Raw genomic sequence first — 26,843 nt, forward strand, 5'->3', positions numbered from 1 at the left:
AAAGGAACGACTCCCATGGAACGGTGCGACCTGCTGATCCGGAACGTGAGCTGCCTCGCCACCCTGGCGGGCGGGGAGCCGGGGCCGGTCTCCGCGCCGGGTTGGGAGCACCTGGGCCTCATCGAGGGGGGCGCCCTGGCGGCGCGAGACGGTTGGATCGTCGCCGTGGGCTCCGACGCGGACGTGGCGGCCCGCGTGTCGCCGTCGCCGGACGCGATCGTGCTCGACGGCGCGGACCGTCTCCTCATGCCCGGTTTCATCGATCCCCACACCCACTTTCTCTTCGCCGGGACCCGCGAGGACGAGTACGCCCTCCGCGTGGAGGGAGTGGACTATTTGGAGATTCGGCGGCGCGGCGGCGGCATACGCCGGACGGTGCGGCGCTTCCGGGATTCGTCGGACGAGGAACTGCTCCGGTGGGGCCGGGAGCGTTTGAACGCCCTCTTCTCCTTCGGGACCACCACGGTGGAGGGGAAGAGCGGTTACGGTCTGAACACGGAACAGGAGCTTCGCGCGCTTCGCTTGATGGGTGAATTGGACCGAACCCATCCGATCGGCGTGGAGCGAACCTTCCTCGGCGCCCACGAAATCCCCGAGGAGTACGAGGGGCGGCGGGAAGCCTACGTGGATCTGGTGGCGGAGGAGATGATCCCCTCGGTCGGCGGCGAGGCCCGCTTCTGCGACGTTTTCTGCGAGAAGGGGGTGTTTTCGGTGGAGGACTCGCGGCGCGTTCTGGAGGCGGGGAAGCGCCACGGCCTTCTTCCCAAGCTCCACGCCGAAGAGTTCGCCTCCATCGGCGGGGGCGAACTGGCCGCCGAAGTGGGTGCCGTCTCGGCGGACCATCTGCTGGCGGTGACCGACTCGGGGTGCGCCGCCATGGCCGCCGCGGGCGTCGTGGCGATCATCCTGCCGGGCACCTCGGTCGGTCTGGCGGGGCGCCACTTTATCGACATCGAAAAATTCCGCCGGCACCGCCTTCCCGTCGCCATAGGGACCGACTGCAATCCCGGAAGCAGCTTCACCGAATCGATGCCGGCCGTGATCAGTCTCGCCTGTTCCTTGGAGGGGCTCACCGTTCCCGAGGGGATTCTGGGGGCTACACGGAACGCCGCGGCGGCGCTCCGACGGCTGGATCGGGTCGGTACCCTGGAGGTGGGGAAGGGGGCTGATTTGATTCTTCTGCGCGCAACCCACCCGGCCGCAATACCTTACCGGTTCGGATCCAACCTGGTCGAGATGGTGATTCGGGAGGGAAAGGTCTATCGAACCCCCGGTCAAGGTTTCGTCCCCGTCGGCCGAAACTCCCTGTAGATACACGGAATAGTAGAGAACCCGTGTTCTCGGGCGGGATGGGACCGTCGCGGGGAGCTGAGTGGGGGGAAGCCCTTGTCATCGGTATCGGAAATTCTGAAAAGGGCGAAGGATTGCGAGCGGAAAGGCGACTGGGACGGCGCCATCGCCGAGTTCCGCAAAATGGTGAACGCGGAACCGTGCCCGCCGATCGCCTGCAATCTGATGGGCGATCTGTACCACAAGAAGGGGGACGCCGCGGAAGCCTACGAGTGGTACCGGAAAGCGATCGATAACTACGCTCGGGAGGACCTCTACGCCAACGCCATCGGCATCTGCCGGAAGGTTCTCCGGCAGGAATCCGGGCGTGAGGAGATGCTGGAGCGTCTCGGCGGACTCTTCTTCTCTCAAGGTTTTGTCCGGGAGGCGGTGAAGCACTATCTCGATTACGCCGCGCGTATGGCCGAGCGGGGCGACTCGGAATCGGTAATCGAGACGGCGACGCGCGTGAGGGAGATCCTGGCCGACGATCCGGCGGTTCGGGAGCGTCTCGGCGACGTGCTCGCCATGGTTTCCCGCCCCGCGGAAGCGGCGGGAGAGTACAGGGCCGCGCTGGACGGGTTCCGCCGCTGCGAAAAAGAGCCCGAGTCGAGTCGCGTCGCCGAGAAGCTGGAGAAGGCGAAAGGGGAGTCGGGGCCGGCCGCGCCGGAGCCGGAGGGGATCGCCGAGGACGCCGGCGCCGAAGCGCCCGCCTGGGATTGCGGGTCCGTCGGTGAAATCGACTCGGTGGACGGGATCCCGCCGGAGGGCTTGATCGATCCCGCCGGAGAAGAGCCGGAGGGGGAGAGCCCGGCCGCCGAGCCGGTGGAGCCGCACGAATTCGAGATCCCCGGCGCTACCTTCGAAAACGACTCCCGCCTGGTCTCCTTCCATCCTCCGGAAGAGCCGGGGGGGGACGAGCCCGAGAAGCCCGGCTCCGAGGCGCGGGACGCCTTGGACGGGCTGATAGGCGCGTTTCCGGAGGAACCGTCCTCCGCGGAGGAGATCGAGATTCTCTCGTCCGAGTCGGAATCGTTTCAAGAAGGGGAGATCGAGACGGAAGAAACGACCGCCGACCCGGTACTCGATCAATCTCCGAAGCCTCAGGAGGACTTCGTTCCCGTCGAGGAGATCCTAAGGGAGTTTCAGAACGGTGTCGGGAAAATACTCGACGAAGAAGACTACCAGTCTCACTATGACATGGGAATGTCCTACAAGGAGATGGGTCTGTTCGAGGAGGCGCTCGCCGAATTCGAGCAGGCCGCCGTTTCTCCCGAATTCAGCCCCTCCTGCGGCGAGATGATGGGTGCGGTGCTCTTGGAAATCCACCGGTCCGAGGACGCGATCCAAATCCTCCGGCCACTGGTCGACGGCGGCGAGAACGATTCCCTAGGCGTCCACTACCTTCTCGGTAAGGCTTACGAGCGGTTGGGACAGAGAGATCGGGCGCTCCTGGAGTATCGTTTCGTGGAGGAACACGATCCGAATTTCCGCGACGTGCGGGATCGGATCGAGCGCGTTCATCGCTGAAGACCGGGGGATCCGTTGCCGCAGATCTACGCCGACATGCACGTCCACTCTCTCTACTCCGACGGACGGGTCTCGCCGGAGGATCTCCTCCTGAGCGCCGCCTATGCGGGGCTCTCCGTGCTGGCGCTCACCGATCACGACACGGTGGACGGCATCGAACCGATGCGCGTCGCCTTGTCCGGCGACGCTCCTCGGATCGTCCCCGGGGTGGAACTCTCCTGCACGGAGGGCGACCGGGAAATCCATCTCCTCGGTTACTGGATCGATCCGGAACACCGACCCCTCCGGCGCGAGTTACGAAGAATCCGCGACGCCAGGATCGACCGCGCCCAGAACATAGTTGACCGCTTGCGAGAGCATCAGATAGCGTTGGAGTTCGACGATGTGATGGCGCTCACCCGGAACGGTCTGGTCGGGCGCCTCCACATCGCCGAGGTGATGCGCCGGTCCGGCCATGTCCCGGACCTGCAGGCCGCGTTCCGTGACTATCTCGGCGACGGACGGCCCGCCGTGGTGCCCAAACGGTTCCTGACTCCCGAGGAGGGGATCCGGATCATTCGGGACGCCGGGGGCGTCGCCGTGCTGGCCCACCCCGGGATCGGTGGGGTGGCCGGAATGGCGGGGCGGCTGAAGGAACAGGGGCTTCACGGCCTGGAGGTTTGGCACCCCAAGCACACGCACCGGGAGAACGAACGGTTTGCCGAGCTTTGTACCACTCTCGGCCTCGTCCCGACCGGAGGATCCGATTACCACGGTAGCCACACCGGCACCGGCACCCTCGGTTACTTCGGGCTCACCCTGGAGGGATACGAGCGTCTCGCCGGTTCGGCGTCCATCTCCTAGCGCGCTCTTTCCTCTTCTCCTCATACTCGGTGTTTCGTTTGTTCTCGCGGCCCGTCCCTCTCATGCAGGGACCGGCCAATCCGACGACGGCGCGCCCGTCCCCCGGGACACATCCGCCGCGCCCTCCCCGGTGGTCGCCGACTCCGCCGCGCCCATCGACACCGCCGACTCCGCCCTTTTTCCCGCCGTGGAGGAAGAACCCGGCCCGCCGGAAGCCGCCCCACCGGGCGACTCCTCCTTTGCGGGAGGCCCGGGATCTCCCGACGCGATCGTCGGGGGAGAGGAACGGGGAGGGGGGGAAGAAGAGGGAGCGCGCGCGCTTCCCCAGCCGGTGTCGATCCCCCTCGTGCGCGTTGCCACGCCGCCGGACCCTGCCGGGACGTGGCGTCGCACCGCCGTGGAGACCCGCGCCTACGCGCCGCGCACCTGGGCGGACGTGGCCGCCGCGCTTCCTCTCACCGTCGCGGACCGCTTCGGCCCTCCCGGCTATTTCGAGACGATCCGACTCGGCGGTTCCGGTTCCCCTCTCGTGCTGATCGACGGAATCCCCTGGCCGCGCGAAGCGGGTGGGCTGGTAAACGGCAACGCTCTACCGAGGGCGGGGGTCGCCTCCCTTTCGGTCGTCACCCCGCGCCTTCTCCCCGAAGCGGCGGCGGTGGCGCCCGACGGCGCGATTCTCCTGGAGACCGAGCCGTGGCGGGGCGGTGACCCCGTCAGCTACGTCGACGCCGAACAGGGATCGGGGGGCTATCGGGATTACCGGTTCGGGATCTCCCGCGACGTGACCGCCCGACTCTCCGTCCAACTGAACGGGAGTTTCCGGAAGGCGGACCAATACGTCATCGACAGCTACCGTTCCTCGTCGAGCGACATCCGGGTCGGTTTTCCCCTGCGGGAGGACATCCTCCTCCGGGCGGGACTTCGCACCTATAAAGATGAACAGATCCTGATCAACCCGACGCTGCAGGAGGCGATCTTCTCCCACGACGGCAGGGACGAGAGACGCCTCCTCTTCCTGGAGGCTTCCTTTCGAGGAATGGTTGGACAAGCGTATCGGTCAAAGATACACTCCGTCCTGGAGCCTCGGAGCGCCGCCTTCGACCGCGTCCGGGTCGTGGAGGAGCGTGACGGGCTGCTCCTGTCGCACAGGCGGTTCGTTTCCGGAACGGACCTCTCTTTCGGTCTGCGTGTGGAACGAAAAAAGGCCGAAACGGAGGATCTCTCCCGCGAAGAGTGGGGGGCCGTCGCGGCCGCCGGCGCCGAAGCGCCTCTCTCCGGCGGGTTCCGTCTCCGGATCGCCGCCGCGGAGGAGTTCGCCGACGGCGCGTCTTACACGGACGCCGAAGGGGCGATCCTTCGCGAGGGGCGCGTTCCGATCCTCCTCCGCCTCGCCCGATTGTGGGAGCGCCCCACCGCGCGGGACTGGGTCCCGGCGGTGAAAGAGAGGGACGTGCTCCGCTCCGGTGAGATCGGGTGCTCGTTCCCCTTCCTCCCCGCCCGTCCCGGAATCCGTTTCTTCCGGCGCGAAGGGGACGCCGTGCGGCGCCTTCTCTCGGTGGACGCCTTCCGGCAGGAGGGGGAGAGGATCGACGAGCGGACCCTCGGTTGGGAGATTCACTCCACCATCGAAAGGGGCCGCCTGAGCGTCGAGGCCGCCTACGCCCGTTTCCGCGCGCGCGAAGACGGCTCGGACGAACGTCCCGCCTATCACGGCGATCACCTGGTGCGCGGCCGGGTCTCCTTCACCCACCCGATCCCTTGGTTCGAGTGGGAGCCGCGCTGGGACGTGCTCGGCGAATGGCGCTCGGACCGGAACGCCCCGGATCGGGAGACGCCGATGAGCGGCTACGCCTACTTGCGCGGAAGAGTCACGATCAGCCCCCGCGGCGGCGTGCTCCTCTTCGGCCAGATGGAACAGGCGACGGGGCACGCGCTCGAGTATTTCGACGGCGCCGGCGGCGAGGACGGTGTCCTCTCCGGGACGCAGCAGATCGTTTTAGGCGTGATCTGGCCTTTTCGGGATTGAAGGGGAATCGGATGGACGCGCATTGGGCGGACTTGGTGATCGGGGCGGTGCTTCTCGTCCTCTTTTTGCGGGGGCTTTTCCGCGGTCTGGTGAAGGAGCTGTTCGCGCTGGCTGCGATTCTCGCCGGCTGGCTGGTCGCGACGCGATACCACCTCGCCGTCGGTTCGCTCGTCGGCGTTCGCTCAGACGGCGAAGCGCTCTTGGCGCGGGCGATCCTCTTCGCTCTCGTCTTTCTCGTGACGGCGGTTCTGGTCCGGCTGATCGGCCACGCGGTGCACAAGGTGCTGAGCGATTCCCCGCTCGGCTGGTTGAATCGGCTCCTCGGCGGGGCGGTGGGGGTCGCCTTCGGCGTGATCCTGATCGGCGTGATCCTCTTGGTGATCGTCACCTATCTTCCCGCCGGGGGACGGGTTCTGGAGGGCTCCTCCTTGGTCGGCCCGATCACCCGTGTGACCCGGGTGCTCGCCAAGACGCTCCCCGACGAGGCGAGCGAACTTTTCGATCGAAACTTCCGGGGGAAACACCCGTCGATCCCGGAGGATGTAGAAGGTTTCGTGTAATGATCCGGAGGCGAATGACGAGATGAATCCTTTGATCTTTCGTGAGTACGACATCCGCGGCGTGGTGGAGAATGAACTCACGCCGGAAGTGGTGGAACGGATCGCCAAGGCGATCGGCACGTATGTCCGCAGGCGCTACACCGGCGAGGTGGTGGTGGGACGGGACGTGCGGCTCAGCTCTCCCCGCCTCGCCTCGGAGATCCTCGCGGGGCTGCGCGCGGTGGGCCTCGACTGCGTGGACATCGGAACGGTCCCCACGCCTCTCCTTTATTACGCCGTGACGCGCGGCGGCGAGGATTCCTACGCCGCGGGCGTGATGATCACCGGCAGCCACAACCCGCCCGAATTCAACGGAATCAAGATCTGCCACGGCACGACGCCCATCTTCGGCCCCGCGATCCAGGAGATCCGGAAGCTGGCGGAGGCGGAGGATTTCGAGAGCGGTGAAGGCGCCCTACGCACCGACGACGTGGTTCCCGACTACATCGACGAGGTGGCGGCGGGCCTCCGCCTCGCGCGTCCGGTGCGTGTCGCCGTGGACTGCGGCAACGGGACGGCGGGGCCGGTGGCGATCCCCCTCCTCCGCAAGATCGGCTGCGACGTGATCCCTCTCTTCGAGGAGCCGGACGGCCGTTTCCCCAACCATCACCCGGACCCCACGGTGCCCAAGTACATCCGGGCGCTGATCGAGGAAGTCAAGAAAAGCGGTTGCGAGCTGGGCGTCGGTTACGACGGCGACTCGGACCGGATCGGCGCGGTGGACGAGAAGGGGGACATCCTCTTCGGCGACACGCTGGCGGGCGTCTTCGCCCGTTCCGTGCTGGCGAAGAAACCGGGGACGATCGTTTTTGACGTAAAATGCAGCGTCGGGCTCGTCGAGGCGATCCGTGACGCGGGGGGCACTCCTCTGATGTGGAAGACGGGCCACAGCCATCTGAAGCAGAAGATGAAGGACGAGCGGGCTCCCTTCGCCGGAGAGATGAGCGGTCATGTGTTTTTCGCCGACCGTTACTACGGCTACGACGACGCCATCTACGCCTCCGCCCGGCTGATCGAGATCGTGGCCGCGGGTGGGAGGCCCCTCTCGGCGATCGCCGCCGAGATTCCCCGCTACCACTCCACGCCGGAGATCCGGATCGACTGTCCCGACAGCCGGAAGTTCACCGTGGTGGAGGCGATTCAGAAGAAGTTCCGCGCCACCCATGACGTCGTCGACATCGACGGCGCCCGGGTGAATTTCGACGAAGGATGGGGGCTCGTGCGCGCCTCCAACACACAGCCCGTCTTGGTTCTTCGCTTCGAGGCGAAGACGACGGATGCCCTCGCCGAGATCCGGGATACTCTGGTCGGCGCGATCCGCGAACAAGGGGTGGAGGTTCCGGAGGAGGCGCTCGAATAGATGATCGTCGTCGTGATGGCCGGAGGGAGCGGGACCCGTTTCTGGCCCCGTAGCCGTGAATCGGAGCCGAAGCAGTTTCTCCCGCTCCTCGGCCCGGAGTCGATGCTCGCGCGGACCGTGGCGCGCGTCGCGCCTCTCGCGTCGCCGGAGAGGGTGCTTGTGGTTACCGGCGCCCCCTTCGTCGACCGGACGCGGCGGGAGCTGCCGGATCTCCCGCCGGAAAACGTCATCGGCGAGCCGGTGGGACGGAACACCGCGCCCTGCGTCGCCCTCGCCGCGGCGCGCGCCGCCGCGCGCTATGGGAACGAAGAGGTGATGGCGATGCTCCCGGCGGATCACCACATCGAGGGGGAAGAGCGCTTTCGCGAACTGCTCTCGGCCGGAGCCGATTTCTGCCGCGGCGAGGGGGAGACGTTACTCACGCTCGGCGTCCGCCCGGACCGCCCCGAAACCGGCTACGGATATCTCGAAATGGGGGAGGAGATCCGCGGCGGCGGCGTCCCGGTCCGCCGGGTGAACCGCTTCATCGAGAAGCCCGATCGGAAGAGGGCGGAGGAATACGTGCGCTCCGGCCGCCATCTCTGGAACAGCGGCATGTTCCTTTGGCGGGTGGACGCGATCACGAACGCGATCCTCCGCCACATGCCGGAGCTCGAGGAGCCGATGCGGCTTTTCCGAGGCGCCGCGGAGAAAGATCTCTCCTCGGTTCTCGAATCCGTGTACGAAGATCTCCCCGACCTCTCGATCGATTACGGCGTCATGGAGAAGGCGGAGCGCGTCGCCGCCATCGCCGCCGATTTCAGGTGGAACGACGTGGGGAGCTGGAGCGCCCTCGGCGATTTGATCGATGCGGACGCCGAGGGGAACGCGGCGGTGGGCGGGCACCTGGGAATCGACTCGCGCCGCTGCGTCGTCTACTCCTCCGGCCGGTTGATCGCCACCGTCGGCGTCGACGACCTGATCGTCGTGGAGACGGACGGCGCGGTCCTCGTCTGTCCCCGCGACCGTGCGCAGGACGTGCGCCTCGTCGTGGAGCGCCTCCGTCGCGAAGGACGCCGGGATCTCCTCTAAACCGGCCGCTCCGCCTCCTTCGCCCCCATCCCGCTCCACCCGAGCGAACATTCGCCCGAATCGACCCGATTCGGGCGGAGTTGGTCCGATTCGCACCGGGCCGAGCGGATCCAGGTTACTCCCCTTTTCCCCGCCACGGATTTTACTTCCCCGAGGAAAGTTTTTCCCTTTTCCATCAATTTGAATCATCTGGGTCGAATCGTCCTAACAGATTGTAATTATTTCAGATCCGCCTTCCGGACTCCCTTAAGAAAACGGCCGGGGTGCCGATTCGTAAGGAAACGATTGCACCCATTCGACTCCGGTCCGGATCGCGGCTCCAGGGAGGTGCGCGATGACGCGTGAGGAGCGTTGGGTGATCGTGGGTCTGGCGTGGTTGATCCTCTTCGGTTGTGTCGCGGAGAGGTGGCGTCGCGGGGCGGGAGCGGCGGGTCCGCCGGTGGATCTCCCCACGACGCAAGCGGAGCCGGTCGGACTCGGAGAGGAAGAGAGAGCGCCGGGCCCCCCACCGCCGATTGAACTGAATCGTTGCGACGCCGCGGAGCTGGAGAGACTCCCCGGCATCGGTCCGGTCCGGGCGAACCGGATCGTGGAGTGGCGGGAACGGCACGGCCCCTTTCGAAGTGTTCGGGATCTTCTCCGGGTGCCCGGACTGGGACCGAAGACCTTGGCGCGGATCGATTCCCTTCTCGTCGTCGTCGGTGGGGAGGGAGGAGCCGGAGCGGAAGAAGGATCGAAGGGGGCCGCTCCTGAAGAAGCGGATGGATCGCAATCCCCGCGTTGATCCGAATCGTCCCTCGGGGGGGGCGGCGACGGGAGGCGCATGAGCTACGATCTGACGGACATGCTGGTTCAGGCGGAAGTGATCTCGCCCGAACAACAGCAGCGCGTTCTCAAACAGATGGAGTCGACCCACCAGCCGAGCGATCGCTGCCTGGTCGAACTCGGCTACGTCGAGGAGACGGAACTCGTCCAGTTCCTCAGCCGGGTGTTCAAGGTGCCGGGCGCGGAACTGGACGAGAGCCGGATCGATCGGACCGTGCTCGATCTCGTTTCGAGCGACATCTGCTCCAAGTTCAGCGTTCTTCCGCTCCGCCGCGAGGGACGTATTCTTCATCTCGCCATGGCCGATCCGAGCAACATCTACGCGGTGGAGGACATCAAGTTCCTGACCGGTCTCGAGGTGCGCCCCCTGGTCGCCACCGAGTCCCGCCTCCGCGCGGCGATCGGCAACGCCTACGACAACTCCTCCGAAGCGCTCGAGAACCTGATGAAGGATTTCGAGGAGGACGAGGTGGAGGTGGTGGATACCGACGAGGAGTCGGAGGGCGCCTCCGAGTACGCCTCCGACGCGCCGGTGGTCAAGCTGGTCAATTCGATCATCGCCGAGGCGGTGCAGCGAAAGGCGAGCGACATCCATATCGAGCCCTTCGAAAAGCTCCTTCGGGTCCGTTTCCGCATCGACGGCACGCTGTACACGGTGATGACCCCGCCGATCCGCATGAAAAACTCGATCACCTCCCGCATGAAGATCATGGCCAGCCTGGACATCGCCGAGAAGCGGGTCCCCCAGGACGGCAACATCAAGATCCGGATCCAGAACCGCACCATCGACCTCCGCGTCTCCTCGCTCCCCACTCTCTTCGGGGAAAAGATCGTTCTCCGGGTGCTGGACCAGTCGAACCTGAACATCGATCTCACCAAGCTCGGGTTCGATCCTTTGGCTCTGAATAACTTCGAAAGGGCGATTCGCTCTCCGTGGGGCATGGTGCTTGTGACCGGACCGACGGGAAGCGGAAAGACGACCACCCTTTATTCGGCTCTCTCCACCATCAACGACCCGACCACCAACATCATGACCGCCGAGGATCCGGTGGAGTACAACCTGGAGGGAATCAACCAGGTCGCGATCCGCGAGCAGGCGGGGCTCACCTTCGATTCGGCGCTCCGGGCGTTTTTGCGGCAGGACCCGAACATCATCATGGTCGGCGAGATCCGCGACTACAAGACCGCCGAGATCGCCGTCAAGGCGGCGCTGACCGGCCACCTGGTGCTCTCCACCCTTCACACCAACGACGCGCCGAGCACCATCAACCGTTTGGTCGACATGGGGGTGGAGCCTTTCCTGGTTTCCTCCTCGGTGCGTCTGATCCTCGCCCAGAGGCTCGTGCGGAAGGTGTGTTCGAAGTGCGCCGCCGAGGTCACCCCACACCCGGAAGCGTTGGCCGAGCTGGGCGTCACACCGGAATGGGCGAAGGACATCGTTTTCCGGCAGGGAGCGGGCTGCGAGGTGTGCAATCAATCCGGTTACTCCGGCCGGCTCGGCCTCTACGAGGTGATGCCGATCTCGCCGGCCATCTCGCAGCTCATCCTGGACCGGAAATCGGCGGAAGAGATCCGAAAGAAGGCGCAAGAGGAGGGGATGCTCACGCTGCGCCAAGACGGCATTACCAAGATCGAAAAGGGAATCACCACGATCGAGGAGATCATTCGGGAAACGGCGGCAGTCTGACGATCCGCCGCGCGAATCGGGGTAAGGAATGGCATCGCTACGCACGTTGTTGGAAGAGATGATGGAGCGGGGGGCGTCGGATCTCCACCTTTCGGCGGGCCACCCGGCCCAACTCCGGGTCGACGGGAATCTGACCTCCAGCCGGACCGGCGAGTCGCTCACGCCGGAGACGACCCTGCAGCTTGCCTATTCGATCCTCACCGAGGATCAGAGGAAGCGCTTCGAGAACGAGAAGGAACTGGATCTTTCTTTCGGGATCAAGGGGCTTTCCCGCTATCGGGCGAACGTGTTCCTTCAACGGGGCGTCGTTTCGGTGGCGATCCGGTCGATCCCCTTCGAGATCCTCAGCTTCGAGGAACTCGGCCTGCCGCCGGTGGTGCAGGAACTCGCGGAGAAGCAGAAGGGCTTGATTCTGGTGACCGGGCCGACCGGAAGCGGCAAGTCGACCACGCTCGCGTCGATCATCGACAAGATCAACGAGGAGCAAAAATCCCACATCATCACGATCGAGGATCCGATCGAATACGTCTACAAGCATAAAAACTCCACCGTGGACCAGCGGGAGGTGGGGACCGACACGAATTCCTTCCCCAGCGCGCTCAAATACGTGCTGCGGCAGGACCCGGACGTGATTCTGATCGGCGAGATGCGCGACTTGGAAACGATCGCGGCCGCCCTGACCATCGCCGAGACGGGGCATCTGGCGCTCGCCACGCTCCACACCAACTCCGCTTCCGAGTCGATCACGCGCATCGTGGACGTTTTCCCTTCGTCCCAGAAGAACCAGGTGCAGGCGCAGCTCGCCTTCGTGCTTCAGGGGGTGGTGTGTCAGCAGCTTGTTCCCAAGAGCTACGGGCCCGGGCGGGTGATGGTCGCGGAGGTGCTCGTCTGCACCCCGGCGATCCGCGCCGTGATCCGAGAAGGGAAGATTCATCAGATTTACGGCCTCATGCAGGCCGGAACGAAATACGGCATGCAGACCATGAACCAATCGCTCTTTCACGCCGTCCGCCGGAAACATCTTTCCCGGGAGGCGGCTATGGAGCGGAGTCCGGACACGAACGAGTTGGAGCAGATGTTCGGACGGACCATGGCGCCCGCCGGACGCCGCTAGAAGGGAGGGTGACCGGTGCCGGTTACCTATGAATGGAAAGGGAAGACCGCGGCGGGGGAGAGGCTTTCGGGCGAACTCACCGTCGACAACCGGAGGGAGCTGAATAACGTCCTCCGGAAACGCCACGTGATCCCCACGCAGGTGAAGGAGAAGCGGACCAAGCAGGATGGAGGAAGGCGTGGGAGGGTGAACACGGGAGACCTGTCGGTCTTCACCCGGCAGTTCGCCACCATGATCAACGCCGGCCTGCCCATCGTGCAGTGTCTGGAGACCCTCTCCCGGCAGGTGACCAAGGATCGTCTGCGCGGCGTGGTCGGCGCGGTGATGCACGACGTCGAGTCCGGCTCCACCCTCGCCGAGTCGATGGGGAAACACCGAGACGTCTTCACGGAACTGTACATTTCCATGGTCGAGGCGGGCGAGGCGGGCGGTATCCTGGACGTGATCCTGCAGCGTCTCTCCACCTTCCTGGAGAAATTGGACGCCCTGAAGCGGAAGGTGAAGACCGCCATGGTCTATCCGGCGGTCGTGCTCAGCGTGGCGGTGCTCGCCACCGTGTTCCTTCTCATCTTCGTCATTCCGACCTTCGCGAAGATGTTCTCCGACTTCGGCGGAACCCTCCCCCTTCCCACGCGGATCGTGATGGGGCTCTCCGGATTTCTGCGAACGAAATGGTATCTGCTCCTCGGGGTCACCGCGGGGTCTTTTTATATGTTCAAGCGCTACAACGCCACCGAGAAGGGGAAACGGAAGGTCGACGCGGGCCTCCTCAAGATTCCGGTGATCGGCGACATTCTCCGCAAGAGCGCGGTGGCGCGCTTCACCCGCACGCTGGGAACGCTCATCTCCAGCGGTGTTCCGATTCTGGACGGCCTCCATATCACCGCCCGCACCTCCGGGAACATGATCGTGCATGACGCGATCATGGACACCCGCGCGAGCATCCGGGAGGGGCAGACCATCGCGGAGCCGCTCCGGGCGAGCGAGGTTTTCCCGCCCATGGTGGTGCAGATGATCTCCATCGGAGAGGACACGGGCGCCCTGGACGAGATGCTCGGGAAGATCGCCGATTTCTACGAAGAAGAGGTGGATACCGCCGTGGACGGCCTGACCTCCATCATCGAGCCGCTCATGATCGTGATGATGGGCGGAGTGGTCGGCGGCATGGTGGTCGCCATGTATCTGCCCATCTTCAAGATGGTGAACGTGATTATGGCCCAGTAGGGCGGAAGAGGAGCGAATCGAAAGGATGCGGGGAAACGAGGCGACGACGCGCAAGGGGTTTCTGACCCTGATCTATCTCCGGCTCCTGGTGGTGCTGGCGATCTCCGGCACGGGCGTGCTGATCCTGCACGGTCACACGGATCAGCCGCTCCGGCCCTTCTACGCCCTTATGGGGATCACCACCATTCTCTCCGCCGTCTACTGGCTCGCGGCGCGGAAGGGGAAGAGCCTGGTTTTCCAGGCCTGGGTGCAGCTCCTGGCGGACGTGGGTCTCGCGACGGGGATCATCCACTACACCGGAGGCGCCGCGTCTCCCTTCGCTCTCCTTTATATCCTGATCATTACTTCCGGCTCCGCCTTCCTCCTCCTTCGCGGAACCGCCTTTCTGGCGTCGCTCTCCGCCGCCGCCTACGGAATGCTCCTCGCCTGGGAGAAGGGGGCGCTTTTCGCGACGTCCGGCTCCTCCTTCGCCTTCGATAGCGAGGCGGGACGTTACCTCACCCTGCAGGTCGGCCTTTACGCGATCACCTTCCTTCTGGTGGCGCTTCTCTCCGGCTACCTCTCCTTTCGGGTGCGCCGGGGAGGCGAGGCGCTGGCCGCGGTTCGTTCCCGGCTCCGCCAAGTCCATCTGGACACGGACCAGATCCTGCGCTCCCTCTCGAGCGGTCTTCTCACGGTGGACCGGGAGGGTCGCGTGGTTCACTTCAACCGCGCGGCGGAACAGATCGCGGGGCTCTCCGCCTGCGCCGTTTCCGCCCGTCCCTGCCGCGCGGTTTTCGAGAATCTGTCGCCCGCCCTGGCGGAGATGGTGGAGGGAATCCGGGATGGAGGCGCCGCGGTGGCCCGGCGGGAGACGGACCTGATCACTCCTTTCGGGGATGTGGTCCCCATCGGGGTGAGCGCCTCGGCGCTGCACGATGAAAAAGGAGGGACCGCCGGGGTGGTCGCCATCTTCCAGGATCTGACGGATGTGCGGAAGATGGAGGAGCAGATCCGACACGCCGACCGGCTCGCCGCGGTGGGCGAACTCTCCGCCGGGATCGCCCACGAGATCCGCAACCCCCTCGCTACGATCAGCGGATCGATTCAGGTGCTCCAGGGGGAACTGGACGTGACCGGAGAGAACCGCAGACTCCTCGAACTGATCGTGCGGGAGTCGGACCGCCTGCACCGCATCGTCGAGGAGTTTCTCGACTTCGCCCGCAATCGCCCCCTGGGACGGGCGCGCATCGATCTGACGGCGTTTCTCGAGGACCTGGTGGAGAACCTCCGCGCCCATCCGAAAGTGGGTCCGGGTGTGCGGGTTCTTCTCCGTTCGGAAAGGCCGGGCGCGGAGCTGGCAGCCGACGAGGAACTGCTCCGCTCCATTTTCTTGAACCTGACGGTGAACGGCGCGGAGGCGATGGGTGGAAAAGGCGAACTCGTCGTCGAAGTCGGCGAGGTCGAGGACTTCCGGAGCGCGCCGGACAGCGGGCCCGACCGGGCGATCGCCGTCCGCGTCACGGACAAGGGACCCGGCGTTTCCGAGGAGGTTCGGCGGAACCTGTTCCGCCCCTTCTTCACGACCAAGAAAGGCGGCGTCGGTCTCGGCCTGGCGATGGCCCAAAAAGCGGCGCTCAGTCACAACGGGAAGATCGAATGCACGAGCGGTCCGGAGGGAACGACCTTCACGGTCTATCTCCCCTGGGACGGCGCGCGGGTCCGCGAAAGCTGCGCCGCCGGCGCCTAGAGGCGATCCGGACGTTTAAAGAGTTCGAAGGCGGGAAGTGTAGGCGAAAAAGAACAGAGGGTTGCGGGATGGCTCAGGTAAAAATTTTGATCGTGGACGACGAGGAGAGCATGTGCCAGTTCCTTTCGATCATGTTGCGAAAGGAGGGGTACGACGTTCGGTCGACGGAGAGCGGAAAGGAGGCGATTCGTCTCGCGTCGGAGGAAGAGTACGGCGCGGTGATCACCGATATCCGCATGGCCGGCATGGACGGACTGGACGTCCTCGCCGGCGTCCACAACGTGGACCCCACCCTCCCCGTCATCATCCTCACCGCCTACGCTTCCCAGGAAACCGCCATCGAGGCCGTGAACCGCGGCGCTTTTTATTACCTGACCAAGCAGGCCAAGAACGAAGAGATCAAGCTGGTGATCCGCAAGGCGCTGGAGCACCGCAAGCTCCGCCGCGAGAACTGTATGCTGAAGAGGGAACTCCGCATGCGGCACGACAGCCGCAAGATGATCGGCAGCAGCGAGAAGATGGAGGAGGTCTTCCGTCTCGTCTGCCGCGTCGCCGTCTCGGACTCGACCATCCTGGTTCAGGGGGAGAGCGGCACGGGCAAGGAACTGATCGCCCGGGAAATTCATTACGCCTCCCCCCGCGCCGAGGAATCCTTCGTCTCCATCAATTGCGGCGCTCTTCCGGAGAACCTTCTCGAGAGCGAACTCTTCGGACACGTGAAGGGATCCTTCACCGGCGCCGTCCGCGACAAGGAGGGGCTCTTCGCCGTCGCCGAGGGGGGGACCTTCCTTCTCGACGAAGTGGGGGAGACGAGCCCGGCGATCCAGGTGAAACTGCTCCGGGTCCTGCAGGAGAGGGAGATCATCCCCGTCGGCGGCACCCGCCCCCTCAGCGTGAACGTCCGGCTCGTGGCGGCCACCAACGCCGACCTGGAGCAGAGGGTGAAGGAGGGGACTTTCCGGGCGGACCTTTATTACCGGCTGAACGTGATCCCCATTCATATTCCGCCGCTCCGCGAGCGGATGGAGGACATCCCCCTTCTGGTGGACCACTTCCTCAAGCGCTGCGACCCGACCGGCGCCAAGCGAATCGACAAGGAGGCGATGGATCTCCTGATGCGTTACGAATGGCCGGGGAACGTGCGGGAGCTGGAGAACATCGTGGAGAGGATGGTCATTCTCCAGGAGGAGGACCGGATCACGCCCGAGGACGTGCCGCCCCGGATCCGCAACCACTACGAGGGATCGCACCTGGACGAGAACGTGGACGTGATCAACATGACCCTGCACGATCTGGAGAAGAGGCATCTCCTCCGGGTCCTGGACGAGACGAACTGGCAGAAACGAAAGGCTTCATCCATTCTGGGTATAAATACTTCTACTCTATACCGGAAGTTGCAGCGATACGGGATCGAACGGTAGGAGGCCCGTTGCACACTTCTCCCCGTTTCTCGCATTCTGCGACGACCGGTAGATCTTCCCGAGAGAGGGGCCGAAAGGCCCCTCTCTAACGTAAGCCCCCGTCGGCGGTTCCAAGACCGTTTTCCCAAGACCTCCTTGGCACACCCCTTGCTCATTACTTCGATTGGATGAGAAAAGAAAACGGGGTTGGATCCCGGGCTTCCAGAGGAAAAATTCACCTTGGGAAGAGCAGCCGAGGGGTCCGGGATTCACCCTACTGTTCGGGTAAGTTCAGATGGGAGGAACATCATGAGAGGACAACGAGGATTCACCCTGATCGAGCTCATGATCGTGGTCGTCATCATCGGTATCCTGGCCGCGATCGCCATTCCGAACTTCGTTTCCATGCAGAGCCGTGCCAAGGAAGCGGGCGTCAAGGGGAACATGCACATGATTCAGCTCGGGTTCGAGGACTACAGCGTCCTGACCGACGGCGTGTACCCGACCGCGGCCGCCGACGCGACCCCGGGCGGCGACACCCTGGTCGACCTGCTTCCGGGCGGCGCGTACCCGAGCAACCCCTTCTCGGGCGTCGCGACGGTCTTCAACTGGAACGCGGCCCCCGCCGGCAACGCGGGCGCCATCGCCGCGACCACCGCGGGCGTGACCGGCTATGTGATCGAAGGCCGGGGCGAGGATCCGGCCGGATTCCTCAGCCTCCAGCTGACCAACGGCTAGTAGCCGACGGCGGAGGGGCCCCGCGGCCCCTCCGCCGGTTTTTCGACCCCGACGGACCGCCGATCCCGCAACCGAGACTCCGCATCAGGCCCGTTCGGGGTCTTTTTCTTTTCTCCGGAAATGCCGATGGTGAGGAAGAGGAGAGCGTTCGGCGGCGGTGCGCCCCGGACGCCCGTGTCAGGGGGGAGAACGTGATCCGACTGGACCGAATCGAGAAGACCTTCCGAACCGATTTTCTCCGGAGGCGCCGGCCCGCGCTCCGGGGCCTTTCGTTGCATGTCCGCCGCGGGGAGACCTACGCGCTTCTGGGGGCGAACGGGGCCGGCAAAACGACCACCATGAAGATCCTCCTGGATCTCATACGGCCGGACCGGGGGACGGCGGAGGTGAACGGCGTCTCCACCCGCGACCCGCGCTCCCGGGCGCGCCTCGGCTATCTTCCCGAGCACCCTTACTTCTTCCCCCATCTGACCGGCGGCGAGCTGGTGCGTTACTACGGCCGCCTCTCCGGCCTGGACCGGGGGGAGGCGGAGAGGAGCGCGCGCCGGTGGATCGAACGGATGGGCCTGTCGAAGGCGGAGCACCGGCGGGTCCTTACCTATTCGAAGGGGATGCTGCAGAGGATCGGCTTCGCCCAGGCGCTGGTCGCCGGCCCGGAGATCCTCGTGTTGGACGAGCCCCTCTCCGGCCTCGACCCGATCGGGCGGAAGGAACTCCGGGAGCTGATGCAGGAGCTGAAAGGGGAGGGGGTCACGATGCTCCTCTCCTCGCACATCCTCGAAGACGTGGAGCGGATCTGCGACCGCGCCGGTTTTCTCGTGGACGGGCGGATCGTGCGTGAGGTGGAGGGGAGCGAGGCGCGCTGGATCGAGGTGAGCGCCGAGGGGTTCGATCCGGAGGCGCTTCGGGCGGGGGACACGGCGGCGGAGAGGATCGTGCGGGTCGGCGAGGCGGTCCGGATCGCCCTCCGGCGGGAGGAAGATCTGCCGCGGCTCCGGGAGCGCGTCGCCGTCGCCGGCGGCCGGATCACGGCCGTGGAGACCCGGCGCGAGTCCTTGGAGCAACTTTATGTGGAAAACGTTCAGGCGCGCGTCACCGCGGTGGACCGGGCTTAGGGGGGGAAGAAGAGATGCGAATCGCCGAGGTCGCGCTGCACACGCTCCGGGAAACGGTTCGGGACCGGGTCTTTCTGGTTTCTCTCTTTTTCGCCGCCGCCCTGATCGGAAGTTCTCTCGTGGTGAGCGCCCTCGCGGCGGGCCAGCAGGACAAGGTGATCAAGGACGTGGGGCTCGCGGCGATCTCCGCCATCGGCATCCTGCTTTCGGCTTTCGTCGGCGCCAGCCTGGTCCATCGGGAGGTCCAACGCCGCACCATCTATACCCTGCTCGCCCGCCCGGTCGGACGGACCGAGTACGTGGTGGGGAAGTACCTCGGCATGGTGCTCACGCTGGCGCTGAACGTGGCGATCATGGCGGTCTTCTTCGGGCTGCTGGTCCATTTCCACCTCCACTCGCTCCGGTGGGCTCATCTCGCCGCGATCTACATGATCGGGCTGGAGCTGTTTCTGGTGGCCGCCTTCTCGATTCTCTTCTCCACCATCGCGTCGCCCGTGGTCAGCGCCTGCTTCACTCTTTCCGTGTACTTCGTCGGACATCTGGTTTCGGACATCCGCGGTTTCGCGGAGATGCTCCCCTCCGACGCCGCGGCGTGGCTCACCCGGGCTGTCTGCCTGCTTCTACCCAATCTGGAGTATTTTGACGTAAAAGGAATGGCGGTGTACGGGAAGACGATCGAACCGGCGCTCGTGGGGAACGCCACTCTCTACGGCCTCGTGTACACCGCCGGCGTGGTGCTGGTCGCCGCCGTGCTCTTCCGGAGGAAGGACCTGCAGTGATGGGCGTGCGTTTTCCGAAGACCGTCGAGCTGCCGGCGGCGCTGCTTACGCTCGCCTGTCTCTCTCTCCTGGTGAACGCGACGCTCGGGCAGCGGATCGAGGCGGCCCGGATCGGGACGGACATCGAGGAGGAACTGGCGCTCTACCCCTCCGGGCGCTTTCTGCGGCAGGCCGTCGCCGGCTTTCGCCACGTCACCGCCGATCTGCTCTGGCTGAAAGCGATCCAGTACTACGGCAAGCACAAGCAGACGGATATGGTCTTCGACAAGGCGGCGCATGTGTTCGATGTACTCACCGATCTGGATCCGCAATTCCTCGAGGCGTACCGCTTCGGCGCCCTGGTGGTGGTGGAGGACGCCAAGGAACCGGGCCGCGGATATGATCTTCTCCGCAAGGGGATCCGGGAGAATCCGGAGAACTGGGAGCTGCACTTCGATCTCGGTTTCCACTACTACCTGAACGAAGACTACGACCTCGCCGCCGCCGCTTTCCGTCAGGCGGCGCGCCTTCCCGGGGACCGGAAGAGGGCCGCGCGCTTCGCCGCCATGGCGGAGAAAAAGACCGGAAGGCTGGACGCGGCGCGGGCGCTCTGGGAAGAGATGCTCGCCACCACCGAAAACGACCGTTACCGGGAAGCGGCGCGGTTCGCCCTCTCCGCCATCACCGTCGCGGAGGACACCACCCGGATCGCGAAGTTCGCCCGCGTTTTCCGCGATCGCCGGGGCCGATTTCCGCGGAGCATGGAGGAACTGGCGGCGGAGGGATTCGTCACCGAGGCGCCCGTCGACCCCTTCGGCGTTCCCTATCTGATCCGCCCCGCCACGGGCGAGGTGCGGTCGGCCCATCTGCTCGCCATGCGGGTTCGTCACGACAAACAGATCCTCCAGGGGGCGGCGGACCGTTTCCGCTCCCTCCACGGCCGGTCGCCTCGGGACCTGGAGGAGGTCGTGGCCGCGGGTCTGCTCGACCGCGTCCCGGACGATTTCGGCGCCCGCTATTCCATCGATCCGCGGGACGGCGCGGTGCGGGTCCGTTTCGATTTTCTCCGCATGTCCGATCCGTCGGACGATCGGACCGGATAGGGGGGCGGACGGTGGAAGCGTTGGTTCGGATCCTGCCGCTGCTTCTCTTCATCGGGGCTTTTCTGCTTTTCTTCTTCCCCTGGGCGATCGGTCGGATCGCCCGGGCGCTTCACGGGCGCGAGCCGCGGCCGGACCCGTCCACGTTCCTGCTCGGCACGGTGAACGACGTGGTCCGGGGGATCCGGGAGAGCGAGAGCGATCTTCGGGATCTCTACTCCCGCGCGGAGCGCCGCGCGTCGTTCCTCGACCGCTATCACCAGAGCATTCTGGAGTCGATGAGCACAGGCGTGATGGCGTGCAACCGCCGCGGCGAGATCACGGCGCTGAACGGCGCGGCGGCGGCGATTCTGGGGCTTCCGGCCGAGGCGGGCCGCGGAAAGCGGCTCGGCGAGCTGCTCGGCCCCAAGCACCCCCTTCACCGGATCCACTTCGCCGTGGCGGCGGGCGAGCCCGCGAGCGGAAGGAGGGAGTTGAAGATCCGGCGCGCCGGCGAGGAGGCGCGCTGGGTGGAACTCCGCGTCTCCGCCCTGCCCGGGAGAAGCGGGCAGGCGGTGGGCGTCATCTTCGTCGTCGACGATGTTACGGAGACGAAGCGGCTCCACGCCCAGGTGGAGATGAAGGAGCGCCTCGCGGCGATGGGGGAGATCTCCGCCGGGATCACCCACGAGTTCCGCAACGCCCTCCAGGCCCTCTCGGGTCTCGCCAAACTGATCGCCCGTCGCGCCGCGGGGAACGAGCGCATCGAGCCGTTGGCGCTGGAGATCCGCGGCGAAACGGATCGGATGGCGCGGATCCTGAACGAGATGAGAACATACTTAAAACCACAAGAAATCCGGATGGAACCGATCCGGGCCGACGAACTGGTCCGCACGGTACTCATTCCTTTCCTCGAACAGCGCGGGGAGCGTCCGATCCGGATTCGCCTCGACGTCCCCTCCGATCTGCTGCCGATTCGCGGCGACCGGGCGCTCCTGGCCCAGGCGCTCCGGAACATCGCCCGGAACGCCTGGGAGGCGATGTCCGGTGGAGGCGAGCTGGTCGTGCGCGGCCGCGCCCTTGCGCCGGACCTCGGCCCCGAGGCGGCCCGCGGCGCCCGGGTCCTTTTGGAGGTGGCCGATACCGGCCCCGGCATCCCGGAGGAAATTCGGGACAAAATCTTTCATCCCTTCTTCACGACCCGGACCGAAGGGACCGGCCTCGGTCTCCCCTTCGTGCAGAAGGTGATCGCCGCCCACGGGGGAACGGTGGACGTGGATTCCCGTCTCGGCGAGGGGACCTGTTTCGCCCTCTGTCTCCCCGCGGTCGCGCCGGAGAGGGAGGAGGCGGTCACGCCCGTCCCGGACGGATCCTTCTGAGTCTCCGCCCTCTCCCGATAGTCGCTCATCCCCCGCTCCCCTCGGGCCGATCCTCGGAAGAGGAGAGGAGGACCGCCCTATGGCGGACCGAAAGCTATTGGTCGTCGAAGACCGGCCGGGGACGCTCCATATGTTGGAGGAGACCCTCGCCGACGAAGGGTACCGCGCCGTCGGCGTCCCCACGGCCGAGCTGGCGATGGAACGCCTCCGTGATGAGAGCTTCGAGCTGGTCCTGACGGACCTGAACCTTCCCGGCAAGGACGGCCTGCAGGTGCTCGCCGCGGCGCGCGAGAACGATCCTCTGGCGCCGGTGATCGTCATGACCGCCTACGGCACGGTGGAAAACGCCGTACGGGCGATGAAGGACGGCGCCTACGATTTCGTCACCAAACCGGTCGACACCGACCGCCTGCTTCTTCTCGTGAAGCGCGCCCTGGAGAAGAGAACTCTCGAGGTGCGAAACCGGGGCCTTCGGGCCGGCGTCGAGGCGCCGGTGATCGTCGGCGCCGGACCGGCGATCCGGGACACGCTTCGCCTCGCCGAGAAGGTCGCCCGCAGCGACGCGGCGGTCCTTCTCCTCGGCGAGAGCGGCACCGGCAAGGAACTCTTCGCCCGCGCGATCCACGGATGGAGCGCACGGGCGGCCCATCCGATGGTGGCGGTCAACTGCGCCGCCATGCCCCGGGATCTGATCGAGGCGGAGCTGTTCGGCGCGGAAAAGGGCGCCTACACCGGCGCCGATCGCCTGCGGGTGGGAAAATTCGAACTCGCCGACGGCGGCACTCTCTTTTTCGACGAGATCGGGGAGCTGCGAACGGACCTGCAGTCCAAGCTCCTCCGCGTGCTGGAGGAACATTCGGTGGAGCGGCTCGGCGGTTCCCGGAGCATCCCCGTGGACGTTCGCCTGATCACCGCCACCAACAGGAATCTGGAAGAGGACGTGGCGGAGGGCCGTTTTCGCGAGGACCTCTACTATCGTCTCAACGTGTTTCCCATCCGTCTTCCCTCGCTCCGGGAGCGCCGCGAGGACATTCCCGTCCTGGCGGAGCATTTCCTCGCCGCCTACTCCCGCGAGCTGCGGCGCGATCCGGTCCGCCTCTCGCCGGAGGCGACCGAGGCGATCCTCGCCTATGACTGGCCGGGAAATATCCGGGAGCTGCGCAACGTTCTCGAGAGGGCGGTGATCCTCGCCGAGGGGGAGACGATCACGGGGGCGCTGGTCCGCCCGGCGGCGGCGGGCGCCGCCACGACCGCGGGCGTGGTTCCCCTCCCGCGGGAGCGTTTCGATTTCGGACCGGGCGCCGCCGACCTGCACGCGGCGGTCCGTAATGTCACTCGGCGGGTGGAGGCGGACATCATCGGCCGCGTGCTTCGCGAGTGCGGCGGCAACAAGAGCGAGGCGGCGCGGCGGATGAAGATCAGCTATCGCTCCCTCTGGACCAAGGTGAAGGAGTACGGGTTGGAATGAAGGGGAATGGACACCTGCCGGTCCTGCTGATGCTGCTCGTCGCGGTGGTGGGGGGCGCGCCGGCCGAGGAGCGCCTTCTTCACGCCCCGCGGGTTCCCGCCGGCGCCTGGCGCGTCCCCTTCTTCCTGCACACCGGCCGCCCCCCCGCCGAGGCGCCCGTCCTCACCGCCCGCGCGGGTGGGGAGAGCCTCGCCGTCTCCTTCCGTCCGCTCGGCGAAGGGGCCTGGTCGCTCTTCTTGGAGCACCCCCTTTTCTTTCTCGTCCCGGAGGAGACCCTTCTGGTGCGGGTCCTCATCGACGGGGAGGATCCTTTCGGACTGCGCTCGATTCCCATCGTGGTTCGGGATGACCGTTGGAACGTCCTGAGCGCCGACGAGGAGGGCTATCTCGTTCTCTGGGAGCCCGACGGCGGAGGCGGGATGACCGCCATCGATTCCATCGACATCGGGGACCGGGCGGACGCGATCGCTCTCCTGCGCGGAGGGCCGGGCGAAGGAGCGCGCGCGGTCGTCTTCAACGAGAACGGGGATCTCGTTCTCCGTGGCGGCGCCACAGGATTCCGGGAGCTGCAACGCGTTCCTTTCGGCGGCCGCGCCTCCTGCGTTGGATCCGGGGGCGATCCCGGATCCTGCTTGATCGGGTTGCTGGACGGACGGATCGTCCGGGTCGGCGGGCGCGGGAGGGGAGAGGTCGAGGTGATCGCCTCGGTCCGCGGCATACCGGTGTCGGTGGCGGTCGGTTTCGTCGATGGGGACGACGTGCCGGACTTGATGGCGACGGTTTTGGAGATGGAACGCTCCACGCTGGTTTGGTGGCCCGGCCGCCGAGGAGCGGGCTTCGACCGTGACCGGGAGAGAACGATCCCCCTTCCCGGGTCCGGCAGGATGGTCCTCTTCGTTCCTCTCCCGGGAGAGGAACGCCCCGTCCCCTTGATCCTTCTCCACGGAGGAGCGGCGGCGATCAGCGGCGTCTTCCGGATCGAAGTGCCGCAGGAGGAACCCCTCGGCGAGCGTCTCGAGCCGATCGATCTCCCCGGTCTGCCGGAGAGGAACGTCCACCGTCTTCTCGCCGGCGACTGGAATGGGGACGGGCTCACCGACCTGGCGGTCCTCGCCGGCGGGGGACAATCCTCTTTGGAGGTTTTCCTTCTCGATCCGGGAGGGGAGAAGGGGCGGCTGGTCGAACGGCTCCCCGTCGACGGGCCGGAGGTGGATCTTCTGGTGGGAGACTGGGACGGCAACGGAGTGGATGATCTCATGGCCGTGGAGGGACGGTTCCGGATCTGGCTCGCAGACGGATCGGGGAAGATGTACGAACTCCCCCATCCGCCGTCGGGCCGGCCCGCCCGCGCCGATCTCCTCTCCGGCCCCTAAACCGGAAAGGGGTTGCCGCGAAGGTCGGCAAATCGTTGCCGGAAAGAGGTGTTCCGCCCCAAGAATATGGTCGAGGATAATATCGCAACAAACCAGGATATATGCGGTTAGGTCCGACATGACGATTGGGAGCGTAATGGGAATGAACCTTGCGACTCCTCATGGCGGGAGGAAAAGATGGACGCGCGACAGAACAAGGAAAAGGGCTTTTCCCTGGTGGAGTTGGTATTCGCCGTCGGGATTCTCGCTCTCGCGTTTCTGGCCATGGGGAGGCTGTTCGTGACCAGCATCGAGCACTCCCGCCAGGGGCGGCACGACATGATCGCCCTGAACAGCGCCAACGAGATTCTCGAGCGGATGCGCTCCATCGATTTCGACGATGTGCCCGACAAGTTCGACGGCCTCGACACGGCGGACAGCGCCAGCGTGCCGAATGAGGTGCGCGTCTGGTTCCGTCATATGCGTGAGAATCTTGGGCCGACCGCCCGCTGCGAAATCAACGTATTCGACGAAAACGAGAAGGCGCAGCTGACCAACGGGCTGATCGAGGTGGAGATCCTCACAAGCTGGACCGAAAGGGGCCGGGAAAGAACGATGCGGACCGGCACCTATCTGGTCCGCATGGGGAGCTGACGGCGATGTGGACTAAGCGATCCATTCTCGGAAATGAGAGGGGCTCCGGCCTTTTTCTCTCTTTGCTTTTGCTTACCGCTCTTTCTCTCTTCGGGATTTCCCTGGCGCTTCTCTCGGCGACGGACAGACGGGTCGCCGCATACGAGAGGGAAGGGTCCCGGGCGCTGAACGCCGCCGAGGCGGGACTGGCGATGGCGAAGCGGGGAATCCAAGATCGAATCCTCGAGTTCGACGACGAGAACGGGAACGGCTATCCCGATTTCCGGATCGCGGACACCCTCGATTGGGGGGGGAGCTATGACGTCTTCGGTGAATCGGACGTTCCTCTCGCCGGGTCCGCCTCCCCTTACGCGGGAGACGTGTTCAACCTGACCGCCGTCGGACGGGTGGGGGACGCCCTCCGTCAGGTCCGCGCGGAGATCCAGCACGACAGCTTCCTGAAATACGCCCGCTTCGTCGAGGACGCGGGCACCTCCTATGGCTGCGGCGCCGTGCTGACCGGCGAGGTCTACGTGGGGGGCACGCTCGGCCTTCCCTCCGGCTGCGCGGACGGAACGGACGTGGAGTTCCTGGAGATGGTCGCCGCCACGCGCGGCATCACCAACAAGGACGAGGCGATCTTCCACAAGGGGTACACCGATTCGGCGACGACCATCGACCTGCAAAGTTCGGTCGACCTGCCGCTCATGCGGAACAAGGCGAAGGGCGCCGGCGGCGAGTGCGACTGCGAGGGGATCGGCCACGTCGGTCTCTACATGGGCTGGAATCCTCTCGGCGTCGGCGTGAACGGAACCATCGACCTCGGCCTCTTCGACTTCGAGGTGATCGATGCCGGCACCGGCGACACGTTGGTCGCCTACAACGGCGCGACTCTGAACGACCCGACCACGGGCGGTTCGCTCCGCTCCGCCGATTTCAACGGCGTGATTTTCTACGAGGGAGACGGATACGTCCGGGGGCGCCTGGACGGAGTGAGCGCGCGCAGTCTGATCATCTTCGCCACCGACGACATCTTCGTGGAGGGGGACATCCTCACCGGACACACCGGATACGACGAGGTCACCCGCCTCCCCAACGGCTCGGGAGAACCGGTCAACATCGGGCTCGTCGCGGCGGACTACATCTACCTCGGCAACGTCAATCGCGTGGTCTTCATCGACGCGGCGCTGATGGCCGTGGGCGCCAACTGGCGGGCCTATAACACCAACACTTCCGCTCATCCCGCCGTCGCGCCGGGCAACTACGACCTGGACCAGGACGGGATCGTGGGAGAGACGCCCTACAACAATGACGGGGGCGCCGGCACCGGCTGGGACGAGGTGATCACCGCCGCGAACCAGGACATCACCTGGGTACTGAACATCAACGGGCCGATCATCACCCACGACGGCGGTTCCGCGGCCCCCTGGAACGCGAGCACCGTGCTCGCGGCCGCCACGGGCCCGACGCGTCGTTATAACTACGACATGGACATCACCGACTTTCCGCCTCCCTGCTTCCCGGTTCCCTTGAATCTGTGGAAGGACAAGGCCTGGGCGGAGATGTACGCGGCGGGGGAGTAGG

General features: G+C 65.6%; 21 protein-coding genes and 1 pseudogene. All 22 read left to right on the forward strand.

The window, feature by feature from the left end; genetic code table 11:
* Nucleotides 1-15: 15 nt before the first annotated feature.
* The 22 genes and pseudogenes from JW958_08325 (at nucleotide 16) to JW958_08430 (ending at nucleotide 26,842) form a co-directional block, all read left to right on the forward strand.
* Nucleotides 16-1,311 (forward strand): imidazolonepropionase, encoded by a 1,296-nt coding sequence (locus tag JW958_08325; protein ID MBN1826258.1) that lies wholly within the window; start codon nucleotides 16-18, stop codon nucleotides 1,309-1,311.
* Between the two features lie 75 nt (nucleotides 1,312-1,386).
* A complete protein-coding gene (locus JW958_08330; GenBank protein MBN1826259.1) occupies nucleotides 1,387-2,859 on the forward strand; it encodes a tetratricopeptide repeat protein in 1,473 nt (490 codons plus the stop codon).
* 15 nt (nucleotides 2,860-2,874) lie between these two features.
* The gene (locus JW958_08335) at nucleotides 2,875-3,702 is read left to right on the forward strand and encodes a PHP domain-containing protein (protein ID MBN1826260.1); all 828 of its coding nucleotides are present in this window, start codon (nucleotides 2,875-2,877) and stop codon (nucleotides 3,700-3,702) included.
* 130 nt (nucleotides 3,703-3,832) lie between these two features.
* Nucleotides 3,833-5,728, forward strand: coding sequence for a hypothetical protein (locus JW958_08340; GenBank protein ID MBN1826261.1), 1,896 nt, complete (start codon nucleotides 3,833-3,835; stop codon nucleotides 5,726-5,728).
* A gap of 11 nt (nucleotides 5,729-5,739) precedes the next feature.
* Nucleotides 5,740-6,288, forward strand: a complete 549-nt coding sequence (locus JW958_08345) for a CvpA family protein (GenBank protein MBN1826262.1) — start codon at nucleotides 5,740-5,742, stop codon at nucleotides 6,286-6,288.
* 22 nt (nucleotides 6,289-6,310) lie between these two features.
* The gene (locus JW958_08350; protein MBN1826263.1) at nucleotides 6,311-7,687 is read left to right on the forward strand and encodes a phosphomannomutase/phosphoglucomutase; all 1,377 of its coding nucleotides are present in this window, start codon (nucleotides 6,311-6,313) and stop codon (nucleotides 7,685-7,687) included.
* The gene (locus tag JW958_08355; GenBank protein ID MBN1826264.1) at nucleotides 7,688-8,758 is read left to right on the forward strand and encodes a mannose-1-phosphate guanylyltransferase; all 1,071 of its coding nucleotides are present in this window, start codon (nucleotides 7,688-7,690) and stop codon (nucleotides 8,756-8,758) included.
* Nucleotides 8,759-9,092: 334 nt separating this feature from the next.
* Nucleotides 9,093-9,542: a helix-hairpin-helix domain-containing protein gene (locus JW958_08360; protein MBN1826265.1), complete on the forward strand. Its 450-nt coding sequence runs from the start codon at nucleotides 9,093-9,095 to the stop codon at nucleotides 9,540-9,542.
* 39 nt (nucleotides 9,543-9,581) lie between these two features.
* Complete coding sequence (pilB, locus tag JW958_08365; protein ID MBN1826266.1) at nucleotides 9,582-11,270, forward strand: type IV-A pilus assembly ATPase PilB; 1,689 nt, start codon at nucleotides 9,582-9,584, stop codon at nucleotides 11,268-11,270.
* Between the two features lie 28 nt (nucleotides 11,271-11,298).
* Complete coding sequence (locus tag JW958_08370; GenBank protein ID MBN1826267.1) at nucleotides 11,299-12,384, forward strand: type IV pilus twitching motility protein PilT; 1,086 nt, start codon at nucleotides 11,299-11,301, stop codon at nucleotides 12,382-12,384.
* Between the two features lie 15 nt (nucleotides 12,385-12,399).
* Nucleotides 12,400-13,608, forward strand: coding sequence for a type II secretion system F family protein (locus tag JW958_08375; GenBank protein MBN1826268.1), 1,209 nt, complete (start codon nucleotides 12,400-12,402; stop codon nucleotides 13,606-13,608).
* A gap of 25 nt (nucleotides 13,609-13,633) precedes the next feature.
* Nucleotides 13,634-15,337: a PAS domain S-box protein gene (locus tag JW958_08380; protein MBN1826269.1), complete on the forward strand. Its 1,704-nt coding sequence runs from the start codon at nucleotides 13,634-13,636 to the stop codon at nucleotides 15,335-15,337.
* A gap of 68 nt (nucleotides 15,338-15,405) precedes the next feature.
* Nucleotides 15,406-16,758 carry a sigma-54-dependent Fis family transcriptional regulator gene (locus tag JW958_08385; protein ID MBN1826270.1) on the forward strand — a complete coding sequence of 451 codons (1,353 nt, stop codon included), beginning with the start codon at nucleotides 15,406-15,408 and terminating at the stop codon, nucleotides 16,756-16,758.
* A 288-nt stretch (nucleotides 16,759-17,046) separates the two neighbouring features.
* Nucleotides 17,047-17,166: pseudogene (locus tag JW958_08390) on the forward strand (prepilin-type N-terminal cleavage/methylation domain-containing protein).
* 500 nt (nucleotides 17,167-17,666) lie between these two features.
* Nucleotides 17,667-18,590: an ABC transporter ATP-binding protein gene (locus tag JW958_08395; GenBank protein ID MBN1826271.1), complete on the forward strand. Its 924-nt coding sequence runs from the start codon at nucleotides 17,667-17,669 to the stop codon at nucleotides 18,588-18,590.
* 14 nt (nucleotides 18,591-18,604) lie between these two features.
* Entirely contained in the window at nucleotides 18,605-19,369 is a 765-nt protein-coding gene (locus tag JW958_08400; protein ID MBN1826272.1) for an ABC transporter permease subunit, read from the forward strand.
* Nucleotides 19,369-20,451, forward strand: a complete 1,083-nt coding sequence (locus JW958_08405; protein ID MBN1826273.1) for a hypothetical protein — start codon at nucleotides 19,369-19,371, stop codon at nucleotides 20,449-20,451. Before JW958_08400 ends, JW958_08405 begins: the two co-directional genes overlap by 1 nt.
* A gap of 11 nt (nucleotides 20,452-20,462) precedes the next feature.
* Entirely contained in the window at nucleotides 20,463-21,806 is a 1,344-nt protein-coding gene (locus JW958_08410; GenBank protein MBN1826274.1) for a PAS domain-containing protein, read from the forward strand.
* Between the two features lie 79 nt (nucleotides 21,807-21,885).
* Nucleotides 21,886-23,274, forward strand: coding sequence for a sigma-54-dependent Fis family transcriptional regulator (locus JW958_08415; GenBank protein ID MBN1826275.1), 1,389 nt, complete (start codon nucleotides 21,886-21,888; stop codon nucleotides 23,272-23,274).
* The gene (locus JW958_08420; GenBank protein MBN1826276.1) at nucleotides 23,271-24,647 is read left to right on the forward strand and encodes a VCBS repeat-containing protein; all 1,377 of its coding nucleotides are present in this window, start codon (nucleotides 23,271-23,273) and stop codon (nucleotides 24,645-24,647) included. Before JW958_08415 ends, JW958_08420 begins: the two co-directional genes overlap by 4 nt.
* Nucleotides 24,648-24,824: 177 nt before the next feature.
* Nucleotides 24,825-25,280 (forward strand): prepilin-type N-terminal cleavage/methylation domain-containing protein, encoded by a 456-nt coding sequence (locus tag JW958_08425; protein MBN1826277.1) that lies wholly within the window; start codon nucleotides 24,825-24,827, stop codon nucleotides 25,278-25,280.
* A 5-nt stretch (nucleotides 25,281-25,285) separates the two neighbouring features.
* Nucleotides 25,286-26,842 (forward strand): hypothetical protein, encoded by a 1,557-nt coding sequence (locus JW958_08430; GenBank protein ID MBN1826278.1) that lies wholly within the window; start codon nucleotides 25,286-25,288, stop codon nucleotides 26,840-26,842.
* Nucleotide 26,843: the final 1 nt, after the last annotated feature.

The organism is Candidatus Eisenbacteria bacterium (genome assembly GCA_016930695.1).
GTDB lineage: Bacteria > Orphanbacterota > Orphanbacteria > Orphanbacterales > Orphanbacteraceae > JAFGGD01.

What these genes read in the sequence shown, in the direction of transcription:
- JW958_08325 (MBN1826258.1), top strand. Translation starts at nt 16, where the DNA reads ATGGAACGGTGCGACCTGCTGATCCGGAACGTGAGCTGCCTCGCCACC.
- JW958_08345 (MBN1826262.1), top strand. Translation starts at nt 5,740, where the DNA reads ATGGACGCGCATTGGGCGGACTTGGTGATCGGGGCGGTGCTTCTCGTC.
- JW958_08350 (MBN1826263.1), top strand. Translation starts at nt 6,311, where the DNA reads ATGAATCCTTTGATCTTTCGTGAGTACGACATCCGCGGCGTGGTGGAG.
- JW958_08355 (MBN1826264.1), top strand. Translation starts at nt 7,688, where the DNA reads ATGATCGTCGTCGTGATGGCCGGAGGGAGCGGGACCCGTTTCTGGCCC.
- JW958_08360 (MBN1826265.1), top strand. Translation starts at nt 9,093, where the DNA reads ATGACGCGTGAGGAGCGTTGGGTGATCGTGGGTCTGGCGTGGTTGATC.
- pilB (MBN1826266.1), top strand. Translation starts at nt 9,582, where the DNA reads ATGAGCTACGATCTGACGGACATGCTGGTTCAGGCGGAAGTGATCTCG.
- JW958_08370 (MBN1826267.1), top strand. Translation starts at nt 11,299, where the DNA reads ATGGCATCGCTACGCACGTTGTTGGAAGAGATGATGGAGCGGGGGGCG.
- JW958_08380 (MBN1826269.1), top strand. Translation starts at nt 13,634, where the DNA reads ATGCGGGGAAACGAGGCGACGACGCGCAAGGGGTTTCTGACCCTGATC.
- JW958_08385 (MBN1826270.1), top strand. Translation starts at nt 15,406, where the DNA reads ATGGCTCAGGTAAAAATTTTGATCGTGGACGACGAGGAGAGCATGTGC.
- JW958_08400 (MBN1826272.1), top strand. Translation starts at nt 18,605, where the DNA reads ATGCGAATCGCCGAGGTCGCGCTGCACACGCTCCGGGAAACGGTTCGG.
- JW958_08405 (MBN1826273.1), top strand. Translation starts at nt 19,369, where the DNA reads ATGGGCGTGCGTTTTCCGAAGACCGTCGAGCTGCCGGCGGCGCTGCTT.
- JW958_08415 (MBN1826275.1), top strand. Translation starts at nt 21,886, where the DNA reads ATGGCGGACCGAAAGCTATTGGTCGTCGAAGACCGGCCGGGGACGCTC.
- JW958_08420 (MBN1826276.1), top strand. Translation starts at nt 23,271, where the DNA reads ATGAAGGGGAATGGACACCTGCCGGTCCTGCTGATGCTGCTCGTCGCG.
- JW958_08425 (MBN1826277.1), top strand. Translation starts at nt 24,825, where the DNA reads ATGGACGCGCGACAGAACAAGGAAAAGGGCTTTTCCCTGGTGGAGTTG.
- JW958_08430 (MBN1826278.1), top strand. Translation starts at nt 25,286, where the DNA reads ATGTGGACTAAGCGATCCATTCTCGGAAATGAGAGGGGCTCCGGCCTT.